Here is a 20,042-nt window from a genome sequence, read left to right as displayed (position 1 = left end):
GTTTGCGGCCGGGGTTTGTTTTTATATAAACGCGTTAATGATCATGATAAAACAGATCGCACTGACAGAAATAATCGTTTCCATCGCCGTCCATGTCAGGAACGTTTCTTTTACCGTCATTCCGAAATACTCTTTAATGAGCCAGAAACCGGAGTCATTGACATGTGACAGAATCAAAGAGCCCGCTCCCGTTGCCAAAACGAGAAGCTCACTGCTGACGCCCGGCATGACAGATGCAATCGGTGCAACAATGCCGGCCGCCGTCATCATGGCGACAGTCGCTGAACCTGTGGCGACACGGATGACCGCCGCGATCGTCCAGCTTAAAAGAACGGGAGAGAAGCTTGAATGCTTCGCCATGTCAGCGATATACGTGCCGACGCCTGAATCAATCAGGACGTTGTTAAAAGCGCCGCCAGCTCCGATCACAAGCAGAATGGAAGCAATCGGTCCCAGACAGTCATTGCTGAATTTTAAAATGCTTTCTCTGTCAAAGCCCTGATAAAAACCAAGGCTGAAAAAGGAGTAAACCGTGGCGATCAAAAGCGCCGTGACAGGGTCGCCGATAAATTTAAAAGTTTCATAGAGCGTGCTTTTTTCCGGAAGCGCAATTTCGGCAAGCGTTGCCATAAGCATCAGGATCACCGGTACCAATATCGTAAACAATGTATTTGCGAATCCCGGAAGCTTGCGTTTTTCATTCCGTTCAATAAATTGTTTTTTCAACAGTTCGGGAACGGGCTTATGAATGCGCTTACCAATCCATTTTCCGTAAAGCGGCCCTGCGATGATGGCAGTCGGAATGCCGACGATTAAAGAAAACAAAATCGTTTTTCCGACATTGGCGTGATAAATGCCGACAGCCGCCATCGCCGCCGGGTGGGGCGGAACCAATCCGTGCACGACGGAAAGCCCCGCAAGGAGCGGAATCCCGATCGTCACTAATGAAACCCCGGTTTCAATTGCAATCGTAAACAAAAGCGGCACGAGCAGGACGAAGCCGACCTGGAAAAAGACCGGTATGCCGACGATAAAAGCGACGGCCATCATCGCCCAATGTACTTTCTTTTTGCCGAAGCGGCCGATCAGGGTGTGGGCGATACGCTCCGCACCGCCTGATTCAGCCATCATTTTTCCGAGCATCGTACCGAGGGCCAGCACGATCGCAAGCAGCGACAGCGTATTGCCGAGCCCGGTTTTCATCGAAGCGATAATGTCCGGCAGATTCATGCCCGTTGCGAAACCGACAAGGATGGATGTAATCAAAAGACTGATAAACGGATTTAATTTAGCGACCGTAATCAATAAGAGTAAAACGATAATAGCGGCAATGACAATAAACAGTAACATGACCTTTTCACCCTTTCAAAGAAGAATTAACGGCTTTGTTTGAGCTGAAATTCACTGATGACGTCAAATTCATCTTTGAGCTTGTCATACAGCCGCTCGTATAAGTAAAACAGCTCAATATATGTTTCGCTGTTTTTGACGTTCGGTTCATGGCGGTGAGAAATTCTGATCCAGTCCTGAACATCCTCGATCCGTTCCATTTCGCCAAGGCTGTGCAAAGCGAGAACGGCCGCTCCGAGCGCCGAGGCTTCGTAACTTTCCGGAACGAGAACTTCCCGTCCCATCGTATCGGACAAAATCTGCCTCCACAGCGGCGATCTCGCAAATCCTCCCGAGGCCCGCACGTCTTTTGCGGGGCCCGCCAAATCTCTCAGTGCGACACCGATTGAAAAGACGCTCATGATGACGCCTTCCAGCACAGCTCTGATAAAATGCTCCCGTTTATGGCGGAGGCTGATGCCGAAAAACGTTCCGCGGGCATTCGGATTCCAAAACGGCGCGCGCTCCCCTGATAAAAACGGCAGAAACAGCAGTCCCTCAGAGCCTGCGGGCACTTTATCAGCGATATCAATCATTAAATCATACGGATCAATGCCGAGCCGCTTCGCCGTTTCGACTTCCGGAGAAGCGAATTCGTCTCGAAGCCAGCGTAGCATAATGCCTCCGTTATTCGTCGGGCCTCCGATGACCCAATGCTTGTCAGTCAGCGCGTAACAGAATGTCCGCGCTTTTTCATCCGTAATCGGCGCATCCGTCACCGAACGCACGGCTCCGCTTGTTCCGATCGTAACGGCCACTTCGCCTTTTCCGATCGCGCCGACTCCCAGGTTGGCGAGCACGCCGTCATTTGCGCCGATAATAAACGGTGTATCCGCATGAATGCCCATCCGTGCAGCGATTTCCGGCGCAAGGCCGCGCAGCTGATGAGTGGTCGGCACGATGTCCGACAGCTGATCTTCCCGGATTCCGGCAATCCGGAGCGCTTCTTCATCCCAGGAAAGCGTATCTAATCGGAACAGCCCTGTTGCCGAAGCGATCGAATAATCGACGACATAAGTTCCGAAAAACTCGTGCAGAATATATTCTTTAATACTGATGAATTTGGCGGTTTTCGCGAATGTCTCCTTGTCCTGTTCTTTCATCCACACAATTTTGGAAAGCGGAGACATCGGGTGAATCGGCGTACCCGTTCTTTTATAAATATCAAAACCGTTCATCTCTTTTAAAATCCGTTTTGATTGCTCGGCGCTGCGGTTGTCCGCCCAAATGATGCTTTTGGTCAGCAGGCCGCCGTTTTGATCGACAGCTATCAATGAGTGCATGGCGGTGCTGATGCCGATTGCAAGCAGATTGTCAGGGCTCAGTCCGGCCTTTGTGACGGAGCCCCTGATGCTTCCGATAACCGCTTCCAAAATGTGCTCAGGATCCTGCTCGGCCCATGCCGGCTTTGGCTGTATTAAATCATAGTGAACCGAATGCTTGGCTAACACTTTGCCTCTTGGTCCGAACAGAACGGCTTTCGTACTGGTCGTGCCGATATCCAGACCGATAACAGCTTGGGTTTCCTTCATAATATATCCCGCCTAATCTGATTGAATAATAAGATAGATTGATAATGTATGCCCTTACAAAGTCAATTATAGGAATAATTTTTTTATAAATCAACGATGAAGAAGAAAATTTTTTTCATAAAATTGCCTCAATTCCCGCTGTATCGGCATTTTCTCTTTTGAAAAATATATATTACAAACGTTTGTGCGCGATCATTTTTCTGATTTGCTGCAAGTTGGCGAGCGTTTTCTCCTGCCGCAGCCGGGCCGTGGCGAAATACAGTGTATCAATGACCGACAGCTGGGCAAGCCTTGCGGACATTGCTTCCGTTCTGAAAGCCGTCTCCCTTGTTGATGTATACAGCACCACGTCGGAAATCTGGGTGAGCGGCGACTTTTGGTAGCTTGTAATGCCGATCGTGCCGGCGCCGAGCGATTTGGCCGTTTTCACCGCGTCGAGCACGTCCTTGTTGCTTCCCGAATGAGAAATGCCGATGACTGCGCTTTCGGGACCGAGAAGACCCGCCGACATCGCCTGAAAGTGAGAATCCGTGTGCGCGATGCAATTTATACCCGTACGCATAAATTTATGATACGCGTCAGTGGCGATCAGCCCGGAACCGCCGTTTCCGTAAAATTCAATTCTGTCTGCTCGGTGGATCATTTCTACCGCTTTTTCAACGTCGGCCGGATCTAATAATTGAAAGGTATCTGTCAGACCGGAAATGTTTGTACGGAAAACTTTCCGGATGATGACTTCGATATCATCGTCGGGGCTCATTTCTTCATGAATGTGCTGCACCGGCTCCTGAACGATCTCCTGAGCAAGCGCGATTTTTAAATCCTGATAGCCGGAAAAACCGAGCCGTTTGCACAGCCTGAAAATTGTCGCTTCAGAGCTTTTCGTTTTTTCCGCCAGCTGAATGATGGAAAGGTGAACCACGTCTTTCGGTTCCTTCACGATATGGTCTGCAATCGCTCTCAATTTTGGCGACAAACCTTTGCTGGCCGCCTGAATCTTCCCGATGCTGCTTGAATTCACAGGGGTCATGCTATAACCTCCCTACTCGAATGTAAACGCATACTTTTATGATAAAGCAAGTTTCAATATAAGGAAAACAGAATTTTAAAATTGTTTTTTCAATTTGGCGTATAAAAAAAGAGAAAAAGCCGCCGATGATAGAAAGTGAGGAGGCATCTGGATGAAAAAAGCATGGATTCTCGTCATATCATTCGGCATTGCGCTTGCGCTGTTTTTATACGCAAACACAAAGGTGAAAGCGGAAAGCGCGGCGCCCGGAAAGCAAAGCCATGTGTCCGGATTTCAGCTGAGACTTTCGAATGACCGGGAAGGACAATAGACGGCAAAAATTAGTATTGACTTTGAAAATAGAAGACTGTATATTATGTTACTATATTCAGAAAATAAAAACTCAAGAGATTCATTTAACATAAAACACTGTGAACGGGAGCAGTAAAAGAATCCAATCAGAAAAAGAGAGCCGCGGGTTGGTGCAACGCGGACTGATTGTTCTTTGAACTCGCCCGGAAGTGGCAGGGCGGAACGGAATTATCGGAATATTCCCTATGTCCTAACGGCTGACCTTCGTTAAAAGGTTTTTAAGCTGGATTCCGGATATTCGGGATCAACAAGAGTGGTACCGCGGCTGCCTGAGGCACGCCGTCTCTTTTCTAAAAAGAGGCGGCGTGCTTTTTTATGTGATGAACACTTTTTGCGAGAGGGCGTGTGATAGATGGAAAAGGACAAGCAAACGTTAAAACGGACGATGTCGTCCAGACACATTATGATGATGGCGCTTGGAGGCGCAATCGGGGCCGGGCTCTTTAAAGGCAGCAGCACGGCGATTGATGAAGCGGGGCCGTCCGTGCTGCTGGCCTACCTCCTCGGCGGAATCATTCTGCTGTTTATTATGCAGGGGCTGGCCGAAATGGCTGTCAGAAACAAACATGCAAGGACGTTCCGTGATTTGGTTCAGCAGTCTCTCGGGTCGTACGCTGCATACTTTTTAGACTGGATCTATTGGAAAATGTGGGTGCTCAATATTGCCGCGGAGGCGGTCGTAGCCGCCATTTTCATTCAATATTGGCTGCCGGAATGTCCGATATGGATACTGGCTCTGATCATTTCCATTGTGGTGACGGTCGTAAACATGCTTTCTGTGAAACTGTTTGCCGAGACGGAGTACTGGCTCGCGCTCATTAAAATTACAGTGATTGTCATCTTTATTTTATGCGGGATTCTGCTATTATTTTTCTCATTCGGCAATCACACGGCGCCGGGGCTGTCTCATTTAACGGATCACGGAGGGTTTTTCCCGCATGGAGCGGGGGGTGTCATTACGGCGATGCTCGTCGTGATCTACTCATACGGCGGAACGGAAATCATCGGCGTCACGCTGGCGGAGACAAAAAACCCCGAAAAGGTGATCCCGAAAGCTGTCCGAAGCACGTTAACGCGGATTGTCGCTTTTTACTTGCTGCCGTTTTTCATCATCGTCAGCCTGATTCCTTGGAATCAAGTTAACAGCGTTCCCGAAAGCCCGTTTGTCATAGTATTTAAGATGATCGGAATTCCGGGTGCCGACCATATTATGAATGCCGTCATTCTTCTTGCGATTATCTCGTCTATGAACTCGGGACTGTACGGGTCATCCCGCGTCTTGTTTACGCAGGCTTCTGACGGCCGGCTGCCGAAAATCTTTTCAAAACTATCGAAGAAAAAGGTTCCCGTTTATGCGATTCTGACTTGTACGTCATTTTTATATGTAGGCGTCCTGATTTCTTTATTCGCAGGAAGCCAGACATTTAATTATTTGATGGGTTCCCTCGGCTATACCGTGCTGTTCATCTGGCTGATTATCGGATTCGCCCATTTGAAATCAAGAAAACATTCAACAGAACAGCCGGCTTATTACGTCAAATGGTTCCCGTATACGACATGGTTCGCGGTGCTTGCGCTTTTGGCCATCCTGATCGGCGTAATTGCCACGACATCCATCGTCATCACATGCATCACCGCGGCTATCTATCTGCTCATTACGGCTGCGTATCTCGTGAAAGGGAGACGTCAATAAATAAAAAAACTCTTGCCCCGCGGCAAGAGTTTTTTTAATGAACGGCCTTTTTTTCTGCGGCCAGAGCAGGTGTTTTCAGTTTTTTCGGTGTTATATTCACAAAACAAATGCTTGTGACGATCAGAAGCAGTCCGGCTAAAAGGCTGACGGTCAGCGGCTCATGCAGGAATATCGAGCTGACGACAATGGATATGAGCGGGATCAGGAAGGTGTAAGAGGCAACCTTGCTTGCTTCCCCTGAACCGACAAGCGTAAAAAAGGCGAGCCAGCCGAGCGCGATAACAAAAACTGAAATGAACAGAAGGCTGAGAATGAACGGAGCTTTCCATTGAATCGCTGAAAAGCTTTCTGAAAAATGGCCGGAGCTGACAAGCAGCACGCCGCCGATCAGAAGCTGAAGAGCGACCATCCAGATAGAGTCCGCCCGTCCGCCCGTTCTTTTCACATATACCGTGCCGAGCGCCCAGCTGACCGCGGAGCCTAAGGCCAAAAGAATGCCGGCGATGGAAATATGGCCTCCGAAACCGGCTGCGCTGATGACGGCGACACCGGCAAAGCCCAGAATAAGACCGGCTATTTTTAAAGGATACATCGATTCCCCGAGCCACAGCCAAGAAAAAACGCCCATTAACACCGGCTGGAAAAACACGATGGCTGAAAATAAGCCGGCAGGCAGGTAATTCAAGCCGACCGTTTGCAGGCCGTAAAATAAAGTAATATTTAAAATGGCAGAAATAAGATAGATCGGCCACGTTTCTTTAAAACGCAGCTTTTTAAAACGGGGCAGCGCCACCATTAATAATAGAAGTCCGCCGATCAGCGTGCGGATTCCGGCAAACAGAAGAGGCGGCGAATAGGCAAGCGCGGCTTTTGTCAGCGGCCAGTTAATTCCCCACACCGTGACTAGAAACGCCAGCATAAGAGCCGTCTGTATTTTCGAAAGCTGTTTCACGTCGTTCACTCCTTGTAGAACAATTCCATCATATGATACGGTAATCAGTAAGATAAATAAAATGAATCTTTTTTATAAGGAGCATAAGTAAAACGTTATGACGATTACACAACTGCGGGTTTTTGTTCAAATCGCTGAAACGGGAAGCTTTACAAAAGCGGGGCAGGCGCTGAATATGACGCAGCCCGCTGTCAGCCATGCCATCTCTGCGCTTGAGTCAGAGCTCGGCATCAAGCTGATCATCCGCGAGCGCCGCAACGGCGTAAGGCTCACGGACACGGGCGGAAAAATTCTCGTCCATATCAGAGAGGTGCTCAAAGGCATAGAAAAAGCCGAGCAGCTGGCGGCCGCGGAAAGAGGGCTTGAACAGGGAACGATTCACATCGGCACATTTCCGGCCGCTTCCGCTTATTTCATTCCAAAGCTGATCAGCGTGTTTAAAAAACGGTATCCGAAGCTTGAGTTGGTGCTTCATGAAGGAACGGTTAACGAAGTAAAGGAATGGCTCCGCTCCCGGGTAATAGATGTGGGTATCACTCTTTTTCCTACGGAAGACATGGAATATCTGCCGCTGAAAAAAGATAAAATGGCCGTCGTGCTTAGAAATGATCATCCGCTTTGCAGCTGTGAGTCAATCACTCTGAAAGATCTTGACCGCCAGCCGATGATCATCTGTGACGGAGGATACGAATCACCGTTTATTGATATGTTTAAGGAGGCAGGATCTGTGCTGACTGCCGCATTCACTGTTTACAACGTCAATACGTCCATCAGCATGATCAAAGAGGGGCTGGGAATTGCGATATTATCACAAATGTCTATGTCGGGAATATCGCTGCCGGAAAATGTCGTGACAAGAGAACTCAATCAGGCGGTGTACCGAGATGTTCTGCTTGCCGTTCCTTCTATAAAGGAGGCTTCATTGGCCGCAAAACTTTTTATTCAAATCGCGCAGGAACTCACAAAGAACGAATAAAAAAAGACCCTAATCATCATAGGGCCCTGAATCTTATCGGTTAATTTTAAAAGAGTTTGTCGTATTGACGAGTTTTGAACCGCTGAACGTGGCTTTGACACGATAATAACCTGTCTTGCATCCTTTTAAAGAGAATGACTTAGTCACCCTTACTGAGAAAGAAAAGGTTGTTTTTTTACAAGTCGTCCATTTCTTTCCGGACTTTCGCTGTAAGTATAGGTTTCCTTTAAAAGTTCGATCTGACGGATACGCTGTACTGAGAGTAAAATCGACACTTTTCGCTTTTTTCGTGTAGTAGGAGGCATCGGTAAATCCGCTTACATTTAAATGCTGCTGAGTGCCGGAGTAAAAGTCTGCGGCATATGCCTTATCGGTGTTTCCTGTAAAGAAGATTGCTGCCAGTAAAGCTGTTGTGAGTGCCATTAAGATTTTTTTACGCATATAGACTATGACTTCCTTCCTATTCAATATCATACATATCTTAACATTATTGGGTCTGTTCTTTCAACGATAGGTTTTCACTTTTATAGGATGAAAAGCTCATCATATCTGAATGTAATAGATTCATTCATAAAGAGTTCACTAGTGACGACCGCTGACTGATTGTTCGAAGATCATCGAATCAAATTGTTTAACTCACGGGAAAAGCTGTGGTAAGGTGTGTGGTAGAGACCTTGTTTAAGATCTGCTTACACTAAACCGCAAAGGAGAAAACGATGGCTGAACATACATTGAAAGATACTGCGTTTTCCGTATTGAATTTATCGCCGGTCGTACAGGGGGGAACGGTTGCTGAATCGTTCCGCAACAGCATGGATTTAGCGCGCCGCGCCGAGGAGTGGGGCTATAACCGCTATTGGCTGGCGGAGCATCATAATATAGAAGGAGTTGCCAGCTCGGCAACGTCAGTGCTGATCGGCCACATCGCCGGCGGCACAAAAAAAATCCGCGTCGGTTCTGGGGGTATTATGCTGCCGAATCATTCTTCACTTGTGATCGCGGAGCAATTCGGAACCCTTGAAACGTTATATCCGGGGCGGATTGACCTGGGGCTCGGACGCGCGCCGGGGACCGACCAATTAACGGCGAGAGCCTTACGAAGAAACATAAACAGCGGGGAAGATTTTCCGGAACAGCTTGAAGAATTGAGAAATTACTTCAAACCGACAGGCAATGTGCGCAATCAAGTCCGCGCCATTCCGGGCGAAGGGCTGGACGTGCCGATCTGGCTTCTGGGCTCAAGCGGCTTCAGCGCGCGTCTTGCGGGAGAGCTCGGGCTTCCGTTCGCCTTTGCGGCTCACTTCTCACCGAAAAACACCGTGCCCGCCCTTGAGCTGTACCGCAGCTCCTTCCGTCCGTCAGACGTACTGGATAACCCGTACGCGATGGTCGGCGTCACCGTCATTGCCGCCGATACGGATGAAAAGGCGGAGCATCTGGCAACATCGCATTATCAAAGATTTTTAGACCTCGTCCGCGGCACGCCGAACCAGCTGAAGCCTCCTGTTGAAGACATGGATCAAATCTGGTCGCCGTATGAAAAAGCGATGGTCAATGAACAGCTCAGTTCAACGATCGTCGGCGGACCGGAGCGTGTGAAGGAAAAGCTGGAAAGCTTCATTCGGACAACACAGGCGGATGAAATCATGGTGAATTCAGAAAGCTTTGAGCATGCCGACAGAATGAGATCATTTGAAATCATCGCCGAATTAAAAAACAGCTGAGCAAAAAAAGCAATGTGCCGCGCACATTGCTTTTTTTATTCGCCGATCCGCTTGACTGAATTCCGGATGACGAGTTCCGGTTCATACACGACGTCGTCCTTCTTCGGTTTTTTATGTTCTAAGCAGTCGATGACGTATTTTGCCGCCGCTTTCCCCATAATGGATTTCGGATGCTTGACAGAGGTGAGCTTCACCTCGGAAATCTGGGCGAAATGTGAATCGTCATAGCCCATGACCGATACGTCATCAGGCACCTTTAACCCGAATTCCCTGAGAAGATTAATCGTCTTCAGCGCAATTTCGTCATTGTAGCAAAGAATGGCCGTCGGGTGTGATTCGCTGTTTTGCTCAAGGGTATGCTTAATTTTTTGGAGAAGCACGGTTTCTTTTTCTTCAGTCGTGTAAGTGACGATCATGTCCGGAGACGGGAAAATCCCGCGCTCCCGATGCGCCTGCAGATAGCCGTTCATCCGTTTGACGCCCTGCGTGTCATCCGCTTTAAAGATTCCCATAATGTGCGTGTGGCCGAGGGACATGACGTATTCGCAAGCCATCATGCCGCCTTTGACATCATTGACGGAAAAGCTTGGTGCGGCCAGCTCCGAATAAGAGGCGTTAATCATGGCAAACGGAATGCCGTTTTTCTCCAGATTGAGATAGTAGCCGATGTTGGGCGTCTGCAACGCGCTTTTCGTAGGCTCGACAATCAGCCCGTCTATATTTTTGGACAGCAGGTTTTCAAGACCGCGCCGTTCACTTTCTGTATTGTTGTTGGTGCTCGTCAGCAGCATGGAATAGCCCTGTTCGCTTAAATAAGATTCGATTCCCCTGATGATGCTCGGGAAAATATAGTCTGATATGTACGTTGTAATGACGCCGATCGTTTTGTTTGAATGCATGGCTGATTTCGCCGTGCGTGAAGCGACAAAGGTGCCTCCGCCCTGAACGCTGTACAGCAGCCCCTGCGAGACCAAATCTCCGATCGCCTTTCTGATGGTATGGCGGCTGACGCCGAACTGCTGCATCAGCTCATTTTCCGTAGGCAGCTTTTCGTCCGGCTGTATTTTTCCCTGATTCAGCCATGAACAAATTTCTTCTTTTACTTGAGCATATTTCGGTAGCATATCAATTCCTCCAAAATGTATACGGACAAATTCCAGTATAACATAGTAAGCCCTTTCATCAAGCTGTAAAAATAATTGACAGATTATGAAAAACTGCTTATTCTTTATTTGTACGTACTAATTTTCCTTATTTTTAGATAAAATTCTTTATAAGTACGTACAAATGTGGCGGTTCTGAAGAAAACAAAGCAACATCAAGCGCCGCACTCAGATTTGTAAGCGTTTTTATTCTATTATTCGCGGGAGGGTAAAATTCATGAAGAATCACCCGGCACCAATTGGCTCAAATGTACCTGTCACTCGGCAGCATTCCAAGTGGTTTGTCATTCTCATCTCATGCGCAGCCGGACTGGGAGGGCTTTTGTACGGTTATGACACGGCGGTGATTTCCGGCGCCATCGGTTTCCTGAAAGATTTGTACCGCTTAAGTCCTTTTATGGAAGGGCTCGTGATTTCGAGCATTATGATCGGCGGTGTTTTCGGCGTCGGGATTTCCGGATTTTTGAGTGACCGTTTCGGACGGAGAAAGATTTTGATGGCAGCGGCGCTGTTGTTTGCGGTGTCAGCGGTTGTCTCTGCGCTTTCTCAAAGTGTGTCTTCCTTAGTGATCGCCAGAGTCATCGGCGGTCTGGGAATCGGCATGGGCTCCTCGCTTTCTGTCACGTATATTACCGAAGCCGCTCCGCCGGCCATACGCGGCAGTCTGTCTTCACTGTATCAGCTGTTTACGATATTAGGGATATCCGGCACTTATTTTATTAACCTTGCCGTCCAGCAGTCCGGCTCGTATGAATGGGGAGTGCACACCGGCTGGCGGTGGATGCTCGCTTACGGCATGATTCCGTCCGTCATCTTTTTTATCGTGCTGCTTATCGTGCCGGAAAGTCCGCGCTGGCTTGCGAAAGCGGGGCGCCGGAATGAAGCCCTCGCCGTGCTGACGCGCATTAACGGCGAGCAGACCGCGAAAGAAGAAATCAAACAAATCGAAACGTCTTTACAATTAGAAAAAATGGGTTCATTGTCTCAGCTGTTTAAGCCGGGGCTGAGAAAAGCGCTTGTGATCGGGATTCTGCTGGCTTTATTCAATCAGGTTATCGGCATGAACGCAATTACGTATTACGGGCCGGAAATTTTCAAAATGATGGGCTTCGGACAGAATGCGGGGTTTATCACGACATGCATCGTCGGTGTCGTCGAAGTGATTTTCACCATTATCGCGGTTCTTTTAGTCGATAAGGTGGGCCGGAAAAAGCTGATGGGGGTCGGATCTGCCTTTATGGCGCTGTTCATGATCTTAATCGGGGCATCCTTTTATTTTCAGCTGGCGAGCGGTCCGGCTTTAGTCGTCATCATATTGGGATTCGTCGCCGCTTTCTGCGTATCAGTCGGGCCGATTACGTGGATCATGATTTCGGAGATCTTTCCGAATCACCTCCGCGCACGCGCCGCCGGTATTGCGACGATATTCTTATGGGGGGCCAACTGGGCGATCGGCCAGTTCGTGCCGATGATGATCAGCGGGTTAGGGCTCGCGTACACCTTCTGGATATTCGCCGTCATTAATATTCTCTGTTTCTTGTTTGTCGTGACGATCTGCCCTGAGACGAAAAATAAATCATTAGAAGAAATAGAAAAACTCTGGATAAAATGAAAGCGTTTTACGACAAAAGTCCGCTCCGGCGGGCTTTTGTCTGTCACCTTCATTCCGTTTCTGTATATAATGACTGTATCAAGGAGATACTGGAAAATCCTGCGAAGAATGTCGAGGAATTGACCTTTAACAGTTGAATTAACAATGTCATCCTGTTAAAATAATTAAAGAAAGCAGACATAATTTTTTTTGGCTATGATGGGACGTTTTTTGTCATAGCGGGACATTTTTTGTCCAGTATGAATAGGAAGGAACGTTTGAGTCATGAACCAGTTAATACAAGCTCAAAAAAAATTATTGCCTGATCTTTTGCTTGTGATGCAGAAAAGATTTGAAATCTTGCAGTATATCAGGCTTACCGAACCGATCGGCCGCAGAAGTCTTGCTGCCAGTCTCGGATTGACCGAGCGCGTTCTCAGAAGCGAGGTTCAGTTTTTGAAAGAACAGAATCTCATCGATATTAAAACAAACGGCATGACAATGACGGAAGAGGGCTATTCACTGCTTTCGATTCTGGAAGATACGATGAAGGATGTTTTAGGATTGACGCTTCTGGAAAAGACATTAAAAGAGCGGCTTAATCTGAAAGACGCCATTATCGTTTCCGGAGACAGCGACCAATCTCCTTGGGTCAAAAAAGAATTAGGGAGAGCGGCCGTTGCATGTATGAAAAAGAGATTTTCAGGCAAAAATATCGTCGCTGTAACCGGCGGTACGACAATTGAAGCCGTCGCCGATATGATGACGCCGGATTCAAAAAACCGCGAGCTCCTGTTTGTGCCCGCAAGAGGCGGTTTAGGCGAAGATGTGAAAAACCAGGCGAACACCATATGCGCGCATATGGCGGAAAAGGCTTCAGGCACTTATCGGCTTTTGTTCGTTCCCGGACAGCTGTCACAAGGCGCCTACTCATCTATTATTGAAGAACCTTCCGTAAAAGAGGTGCTTCACACGATTAAATCAGCGAGTATGCTCGTTCACGGAATCGGCGAAGCTAGAACAATGGCGGAGCGAAGAAACACGCCTTTGGAAGATTTGAAGAAAATAGATGACAATCATGCGGTGACAGAGGCATTCGGCTACTACTTTAATGCGGACGGAGAAGTCGTTCACAAGGTGCATTCAGTCGGAATGCAGCTTGATGACCTCGATGCCATTCCCGACATTATCGCGGTAGCGGGCGGATCATCAAAAGCAGAAGCAATCGAAGCTTATTTTAAAAAGCAGCGAAACACGGTTCTCGTCACGGACGAAGGAGCCGCAAAGAAGTTATTAAGGGATAACAGTCCCTCAATATAAATATCTCTCACTTATTTAAAGGAGGAAATAATCATGGCAGTAAAAGTCGGTATTAACGGTTTTGGTCGTATTGGACGTAACGTATTCCGCGCAGCATTAAACAATCCTGAAGTTGAGGTAGTAGCGGTTAACGATTTAACAGACGCTAACATGCTTGCTCATCTTTTACAATATGATTCCGTACACGGAAAATTAGATGCAGAAGTTAAAGTTGACGGCAGCAACCTTGTTGTTAACGGCAAAACAATCGAAGTTTCTGCTGAGCGCGATCCTGCGAAACTCAGCTGGGGCAAACAAGGCGTTGAAATCGTAGTTGAATCTACTGGTTTCTTCACAAAACGCGCAGACGCTGCGAAACACTTAGAAGCAGGCGCGAAAAAAGTTATCATCTCTGCTCCTGCTAACGAAGAAGATATCACAATCGTTATGGGTGTTAACGAAGATAAATACGATGCAGCTAACCACGATGTTATCTCTAACGCATCTTGCACAACAAACTGCCTTGCGCCGTTTGCAAAAGTACTTAACGACAAATTCGGCATCAAACGCGGTATGATGACAACTGTTCACTCTTACACAAATGATCAGCAAATTCTTGATCTTCCGCACAAAGACTACCGTCGTGCGCGTGCAGCAGCTGAAAACATCATTCCTACATCAACTGGTGCTGCTAAAGCAGTTTCCCTTGTTCTTCCTGAACTGAAAGGCAAACTGAACGGCGGAGCTATGCGTGTGCCGACTCCAAACGTTTCTCTTGTTGACCTAGTTGCTGAACTTAACAAAGACGTAACGGCTGAAGACGTAAACGCAGCTCTTAAAGAAGCGGCTGAAGGCGATCTTAAAGGAATCCTTGGCTACAGCGAAGAGCCATTAGTATCCGGAGACTACAACGGCAATGCTAACTCTTCTACAATCGATGCTCTTTCTACAATGGTTATGGAAGGCAGCATGGTAAAAGTAATCTCTTGGTACGATAACGAAAGCGGCTACTCTAACCGCGTTGTTGACCTTGCAGCTTACATCGCAAAACAAGGTCTTTAATTCATAGCTCCCGGAAAGGGCCGGACTTGGTTCTTTCGGACAGAAACGCTATAATGAAAGCGGACAAGGGAAGGGGACGGACTCCCTTTCCCTTTTTCCATGAGAACCGGCTTTCAGAAAGCGCCGGATTGCTGCAGAACGTCCGCGTTTTGAAGTTTCTGCGGCACTTTCGTTTTCTGAGCCGCCTGCCCTGGCTCAGAAGACGATCTGCCCCGTGCCCGGAAGCTGCAATCTGCCCCGCGGCGGAAGCATCATGAGGCGGTTTCACGTTTCACGTTTTTCGTGCTATGCAAACCATTTTGAAGGAGGATCTCCTAAGGCATGAATAAAAAAACAGTAAAAGACATCGACGTAAAAGGCAAAGTCGTATTCTGCCGCGTTGACTTTAACGTTCCAATGAAAGACGGGGAAGTAACAGACGATACTCGTATCCGCGCTGCGCTTCCAACAATCAAACACCTTGCAGACCAAGGCGCGAAAGTCCTTCTTGCGAGCCACTTAGGCCGCCCGAAAGGCGAAGTGGTTGAGGAGCTTCGTTTAACTCCTGTCGCTGCACGCTTAGGCGAACTGCTCGGCAAAGAAGTGAAAAAAGCGGATGAAGCTTACGGCGATGCTGTAAAAGCACAAATTTCTGATATGAAGGACGGAGACGTTCTTGTATTGGAAAACGTACGTTTCTACCCTGGTGAAGAGAAAAACGATCCTGAGCTTGCTAAAGCATTTGCTGAGCTTGCGGATGTATATGTCAATGACGCATTCGGTGCTGCCCACCGTGCTCACGCATCTACAGCCGGAATTGCCGAGCATCTGCCGGCGGTTGCAGGATTCCTGATGGAAAAAGAGCTTGACGTTCTCGGCAAAGCCGTGACAAATCCTGAGCGCCCGTTTACGGCAATCATCGGCGGCGCGAAAGTAAAAGACAAAATCGGCGTAATCGAAAGTCTGCTTGATAAAGTGGACAACTTGATCATCGGCGGAGGTCTTGCTTACACATTCGTAAAAGCGCTTGGTTATGAAGTCGGTAAATCTCTTCTTGAAGAAGATAAAATCGAACTTGCAAAATCATTCATGGACCGCGCGAAAGAAAAAGGCGTTAAATTCTATATGCCGGAAGACGTTCTCGTTGCTGATGATTTCTCTAACGATGCAAACGTCCAAATCGTGCCGATCTCTGAGATCCCAAGTGATTTAGAAGCGATCGACATCGGAACGAAAACCCGCGAAACGTACGCTGAAGTTATCAAAAACAGCAAACTTGTCGTATGGAACGGACCGATGGGCGTATTCGAAATCGACTTGTTCGCTCAAGGCACAAAAGCAGTGGCTGAAGCATTGGCAGAGGCAAACGATACATACTCTGTCATCGGCGGAGGAGACTCTGCGGCAGCCGTTGAAAAATTCGGCCTTGCTGACAAAATGAGCCATATCTCAACAGGCGGCGGCGCATCCCTTGAATTCATGGAAGGCAAAGAGCTTCCAGGTGTAGCTGCGCTGAACGATAAATAAAAACTGCTATAAGGAAGTGGAACAGATGAGAAAACCAATTATAGCCGGTAACTGGAAAATGAACAAAACACTCGGCGAAGCTGTCAGCTTCGTTGAAGAAGTGAAATCTTCCATTCCAGCAGCAGACAAAGCGGAAGCCGTTGTTTGCGCACCAGCTCTTTTCTTAGAAAAGCTGACTTCTGCTGTTAAAGGAACTGACCTGAAAGTCGGCGCCCAAAACATGCATTTTGAAGAAAACGGTGCGTTCACAGGTGAAATCAGCCCGGTCGCTCTGAAAGACCTTGGCGTGGATTACTGCGTCATCGGCCACTCTGAGCGCCGTGAAATGTTCGCTGAAATTGATGAAACAGTTAACAAAAAAGCGCATGCCGCTTTCAAACACGGCATTGTGCCGATCATTTGCGTAGGTGAAACGCTTGAAGAGCGCGAAGCCGGAAAAACAAATGATCTTGTTGCCGATCAAGTGAAAAAAGGTCTTGCGGGTCTTTCTGAAGAGCAAGTTGCCGCTTCCGTTATTGCGTACGAGCCAATCTGGGCAATCGGAACAGGCAAATCTTCTACAGCGAAAGATGCTAACGACGTCTGCGCGCATATCCGTAAAGTCGTTGCTGAAAGCTTCAGCCAGGAAACTGCTGACAAGCTCCGCATTCAATACGGCGGCAGCGTAAAACCTGCAAATATTAAAGAATATATGGCAGAGTCCGATATTGACGGTGCTTTGGTCGGCGGCGCAAGCCTTGAACCGCAGTCATTCGTTCAATTATTGGAGGAAGGTCAATATGAGTAAAAAACCAGCTGCACTCATCATTCTTGATGGGTTCGGATTACGCAATGAAACAGTCGGAAACGCAGTCGCACAAGCGAAAAAACCGAATTTCGACCGTTATTGGAACCAATACCCTCATCAGACGCTGACGGCATCAGGCGAAGCAGTCGGACTGCCTGAAGGACAGATGGGGAACTCTGAAGTCGGTCATTTGAATATCGGCGCAGGACGTATTGTGTACCAAAGCTTAACACGCGTGAACGTTGCCATCCGCGAAGGCGAATTCGAACGCAATCAAACGTTCCTTGACGCTATCAAAAACGCGAAAGACAACGACAAAGCGCTTCACCTGTTCGGCCTTCTTTCTGACGGAGGCGTACACAGTCATATCAATCATTTATTCGCGCTGCTGAAGCTTGCGAAAAGTGAAGGACTGACGAAGGTGTATATTCACGGTTTCCTCGACGGCCGCGATGTAGGTCCGCAAACAGCGAAAACTTACATTCAGCAGCTGAATGAGCAGATCGAAGAAATCGGTGTCGGCGAAATCGCCAGCATTTCCGGACGCTACTACTCCATGGACCGCGACAAACGCTGGGACCGTGTGGAAAAAGCGTACCGCGCAATGGCTTACGGCGAAGGCCCGTCTTACCGCAGCGCGATGGATGTAGTCGACGATTCTTATGCGAACGGCATTCATGATGAATTCGTCATTCCGTCCGTCATCACAAAAGAAAACGGTGAACCCGTTGCGAAAATTCATGACGGCGATTCTGTGATTTTCTATAATTTCAGACCAGACCGCGCCATCCAGATTTCAAACACGTTTACCAACAAAGATTTCCGCGATTTCGACCGCGGTGAAAATCATCCGAAAAACCTGTATTTCGTCTGCCTGACTCACTTCAGTGAATCTGTTGACGGATATGTGGCTTTTAAACCGGTAAACCTTGACAATACAGTCGGTGAAGTATTAGCACAGCACGGGTTAAAACAGCTTCGCATTGCAGAAACTGAAAAGTATCCGCACGTTACGTTCTTTATGAGCGGCGGCCGCGAAGAAGAATTCCCGGGCGAAGAGCGCATCCTCATTAACTCGCCGAAGGTCGCGACATATGACCTGAAGCCTGAAATGAGCGCGTATGAAGTGAAGGATGCTCTTGTAAAAGAAATCGCGGCTGACAAGCACGACGCGATCATCCTGAACTTTGCAAACCCTGACATGGTCGGCCACTCCGGAATGGTCGAACCGACGATTAAAGCAATTGAAGCAGTCGACGAATGCTTAGGCGAAGTGGTTGACGCCATCATCGCTAAAGGCGGACATGCCATCATTACCGCTGATCACGGTAATGCGGACATTCTGATTACAGAAACAGGCGAACCGCACACTGCCCATACGACAAACCCAGTCCCTGTCATTGTGACGAAAGAAGGCGTGACGCTGCGCGAAGGCGGAATCCTAGGCGACCTCGCACCAACGTTATTAGACCTTCTCGGTGTTGAAAAACCGAAAGAAATGACCGGAACATCTTTAATTCAAAAATAAGCGTAAATCAAAAGGAGAGACAAACTCATGCCATACATTGTTGATGTTTATGCACGCGAAGTCCTTGACTCCCGCGGCAACCCAACAGTTGAAGTTGAAGTATATACAGAAACAGGAGCTTTCGGCCGCGCATTAGTGCCAAGCGGAGCTTCTACAGGTGAATACGAAGCGGTTGAGCTTCGTGACGGCGACAAAGACCGTTACCTTGGAAAAGGCGTGTTAACTGCTGTTAACAACGTAAACGAAATCATTTCTCCAGAGCTTCTCGGCTTTGACGTAACTGAACAAAACGCAATCGATCAGCTTTTAATCGAGCTTGACGGAACTGAAAACAAAGGCAAACTCGGTGCGAACGCAATCCTTGGCGTATCTATGGCTTGTGCGCGCGCAGCTGCTGATTTCTTACAGATTCCTCTTTACCAATACCTTGGAGGATTCAACTCAAAAACGCTTCCTGTACCGATGATGAACATCGTAAACGGCGGAGAGCATGCTGACAACAACGTAGACATTCAAGAATTCATGATCATGCCTGTAGGCGCGCCTAACTTCCGTGAAGCGCTTCGCATGGGCGCTCAAATCTTCCACAGCCTGAAATCAGTTCTTTCTGCTAAAGGAATGAACACAGCTGTAGGTGACGAAGGCGGATTCGCTCCGAACCTTGGTTCTAACGAAGAAGCGCTTCAAACAATCGTTGAAGCGATCGAAAAAGCCGGCTTCAAACCTGGCGAAGAAGTGAAACTTGCGATGGATGCTGCATCTTCTGAGTTCTACAACAAAGAAGACGGCAAATACCATCTGTCTGGCGAAGGCGTTGTGAAAACATCTGCTGAAATGGTTGACTGGTACGAAGAAATGGTTTCTAAATACCCAATCATCTCTATCGAAGACGGACTTGACGAGAACGACTGGGAAGGCCACAAACTTCTTACAGAGCGTCTTGGCAAAAAAGTTCAGCTTGTCGGTGACGACCTTTTCGTTACAAACACGAAAAAGCTTGCTGAAGGTATCAAAAACGGCGTAGGCAACTCTATCCTGATCAAAGTAAACCAAATCGGTACATTGACTGAAACATTCGATGCGATCGAAATGGCGAAACGCGCGGGCTACACTGCCGTTATCTCTCACCGTTCAGGTGAAACTGAAGACAGCACAATCGCTGACATCGCTGTGGCAACAAACGCAGGACAAATCAAAACAGGTGCTCCGTCCCGTACGGACCGTGTTGCGAAATACAACCAGCTTCTTCGCATCGAAGATCAGTTGGCTGAAACTGCTCAATACCACGGTATCAACTCTTTCTATAACTTGAATAAGTAATGGAATGGACGCCGGGAGATATTCTCCCGGCGTTTTTTTATGCTCCCGGGCTTTTCCCTCCTTTTTCATCATCTTCATTTGGTCAATAATATTCATTTTTCCCCTTTTTAAAGGAATCAGTGTTCTTCAATCGAAAGGG

At 47.9% G+C, this 20,042-nt stretch carries 17 protein-coding genes and 1 other annotated feature; of the genes, 11 read left to right on the top strand and 6 right to left on the bottom strand.

Features of this window, described 5'->3' with window-relative positions; genetic code table 11:
* Positions 1-21: 21 nt before the first annotated feature.
* From NYE42_RS17090 to NYE42_RS17080, 3 genes are all read right to left on the bottom strand, one after another.
* The gene (locus NYE42_RS17090; protein ID WP_007407373.1) at positions 22-1,350 is read right to left on the bottom strand and encodes a GntP family permease; all 1,329 of its coding nucleotides are present in this window, start codon (positions 1,348-1,350) and stop codon (positions 22-24) included.
* 26 nt (positions 1,351-1,376) lie between these two features.
* Positions 1,377-2,921, bottom strand: coding sequence for a gluconokinase (gene gntK / locus NYE42_RS17085; RefSeq protein ID WP_144664341.1), 1,545 nt, complete (start codon positions 2,919-2,921; stop codon positions 1,377-1,379).
* 172 nt (positions 2,922-3,093) lie between these two features.
* Complete coding sequence (locus NYE42_RS17080; protein ID WP_003151588.1) at positions 3,094-3,951, bottom strand: MurR/RpiR family transcriptional regulator; 858 nt, start codon at positions 3,949-3,951, stop codon at positions 3,094-3,096.
* Between the two features lie 151 nt (positions 3,952-4,102).
* Here NYE42_RS17080 and NYE42_RS17075 point away from each other — a divergent pair, with 151 nt between their 5' ends.
* Entirely contained in the window at positions 4,103-4,261 is a 159-nt protein-coding gene (locus tag NYE42_RS17075; RefSeq protein ID WP_186314438.1) for a hypothetical protein, read from the top strand.
* A 91-nt stretch (positions 4,262-4,352) separates the two neighbouring features.
* Positions 4,353-4,592: a binding site (T-box leader), on the top strand.
* A gap of 62 nt (positions 4,593-4,654) precedes the next feature.
* On the top strand, positions 4,655-5,995 hold the full coding sequence (locus NYE42_RS17070) for an amino acid permease (RefSeq protein WP_007407366.1): 1,341 nt from the start codon (positions 4,655-4,657) through the stop codon (positions 5,993-5,995).
* A 34-nt stretch (positions 5,996-6,029) separates the two neighbouring features.
* Here NYE42_RS17070 and NYE42_RS17065 read toward each other — a convergent pair whose 3' ends face one another.
* A complete protein-coding gene (locus tag NYE42_RS17065) occupies positions 6,030-6,947 on the bottom strand; it encodes a DMT family transporter (protein ID WP_003151595.1) in 918 nt (305 codons plus the stop codon).
* A gap of 97 nt (positions 6,948-7,044) precedes the next feature.
* Between NYE42_RS17065 and NYE42_RS17060 the strand changes: the two genes are divergently transcribed.
* The gene (locus tag NYE42_RS17060; RefSeq protein ID WP_040238863.1) at positions 7,045-7,923 is read left to right on the top strand and encodes a LysR family transcriptional regulator; all 879 of its coding nucleotides are present in this window, start codon (positions 7,045-7,047) and stop codon (positions 7,921-7,923) included.
* Between the two features lie 33 nt (positions 7,924-7,956).
* Here NYE42_RS17060 and NYE42_RS17055 read toward each other — a convergent pair whose 3' ends face one another.
* Positions 7,957-8,364 carry a hypothetical protein gene (locus tag NYE42_RS17055; protein ID WP_003151600.1) on the bottom strand — a complete coding sequence of 136 codons (408 nt, stop codon included), beginning with the start codon at positions 8,362-8,364 and terminating at the stop codon, positions 7,957-7,959.
* 275 nt (positions 8,365-8,639) lie between these two features.
* On the opposite strand from NYE42_RS17055, the gene NYE42_RS17050 reads away from it, so the two are divergent.
* On the top strand, positions 8,640-9,647 hold the full coding sequence (locus NYE42_RS17050; protein WP_094032506.1) for an LLM class flavin-dependent oxidoreductase: 1,008 nt from the start codon (positions 8,640-8,642) through the stop codon (positions 9,645-9,647).
* Positions 9,648-9,682: 35 nt separating this feature from the next.
* Here NYE42_RS17050 and NYE42_RS17045 read toward each other — a convergent pair whose 3' ends face one another.
* Complete coding sequence (locus tag NYE42_RS17045; protein WP_141137941.1) at positions 9,683-10,771, bottom strand: GntR family transcriptional regulator; 1,089 nt, start codon at positions 10,769-10,771, stop codon at positions 9,683-9,685.
* Between the two features lie 256 nt (positions 10,772-11,027).
* On the opposite strand from NYE42_RS17045, the gene NYE42_RS17040 reads away from it, so the two are divergent.
* The 7 genes from NYE42_RS17040 (at position 11,028) to eno (ending at position 19,903) form a co-directional block, all read left to right on the top strand.
* Positions 11,028-12,422, top strand: a complete 1,395-nt coding sequence (locus NYE42_RS17040) for a sugar porter family MFS transporter (RefSeq protein ID WP_003151605.1) — start codon at positions 11,028-11,030, stop codon at positions 12,420-12,422.
* Between the two features lie 264 nt (positions 12,423-12,686).
* The gene (gene cggR / locus NYE42_RS17035; protein ID WP_003151607.1) at positions 12,687-13,721 is read left to right on the top strand and encodes a gapA transcriptional regulator CggR; all 1,035 of its coding nucleotides are present in this window, start codon (positions 12,687-12,689) and stop codon (positions 13,719-13,721) included.
* A gap of 33 nt (positions 13,722-13,754) precedes the next feature.
* A complete protein-coding gene (gap, locus tag NYE42_RS17030; RefSeq protein WP_007409954.1) occupies positions 13,755-14,762 on the top strand; it encodes a type I glyceraldehyde-3-phosphate dehydrogenase in 1,008 nt (335 codons plus the stop codon).
* Positions 14,763-15,083: 321 nt separating this feature from the next.
* Complete coding sequence (locus NYE42_RS17025; RefSeq protein ID WP_003151616.1) at positions 15,084-16,268, top strand: phosphoglycerate kinase; 1,185 nt, start codon at positions 15,084-15,086, stop codon at positions 16,266-16,268.
* Positions 16,269-16,293: 25 nt separating this feature from the next.
* Positions 16,294-17,055, top strand: coding sequence for a triose-phosphate isomerase (gene tpiA, locus NYE42_RS17020; protein WP_064116019.1), 762 nt, complete (start codon positions 16,294-16,296; stop codon positions 17,053-17,055).
* A complete protein-coding gene (gene gpmI, locus NYE42_RS17015) occupies positions 17,048-18,583 on the top strand; it encodes a 2,3-bisphosphoglycerate-independent phosphoglycerate mutase (RefSeq protein WP_003151620.1) in 1,536 nt (511 codons plus the stop codon). The genes tpiA and gpmI overlap by 8 nt, the downstream gene beginning before the upstream one ends.
* Before the next feature lie 27 nt (positions 18,584-18,610).
* Entirely contained in the window at positions 18,611-19,903 is a 1,293-nt protein-coding gene (gene eno, locus NYE42_RS17010) for a phosphopyruvate hydratase (RefSeq protein ID WP_007409956.1), read from the top strand.
* The last annotated feature ends 139 nt before the right edge of the window (positions 19,904-20,042 follow it).

This window comes from Bacillus sp. FSL K6-2865 (genome assembly GCF_040311405.1).
GTDB classification, from domain to species: Bacteria; Bacillota; Bacilli; order Bacillales; family Bacillaceae; genus Bacillus; species Bacillus velezensis.
Note: the sequence above shows the minus strand (reverse complement) of the source record. Positions and strands in the feature narration are given on the sequence as shown.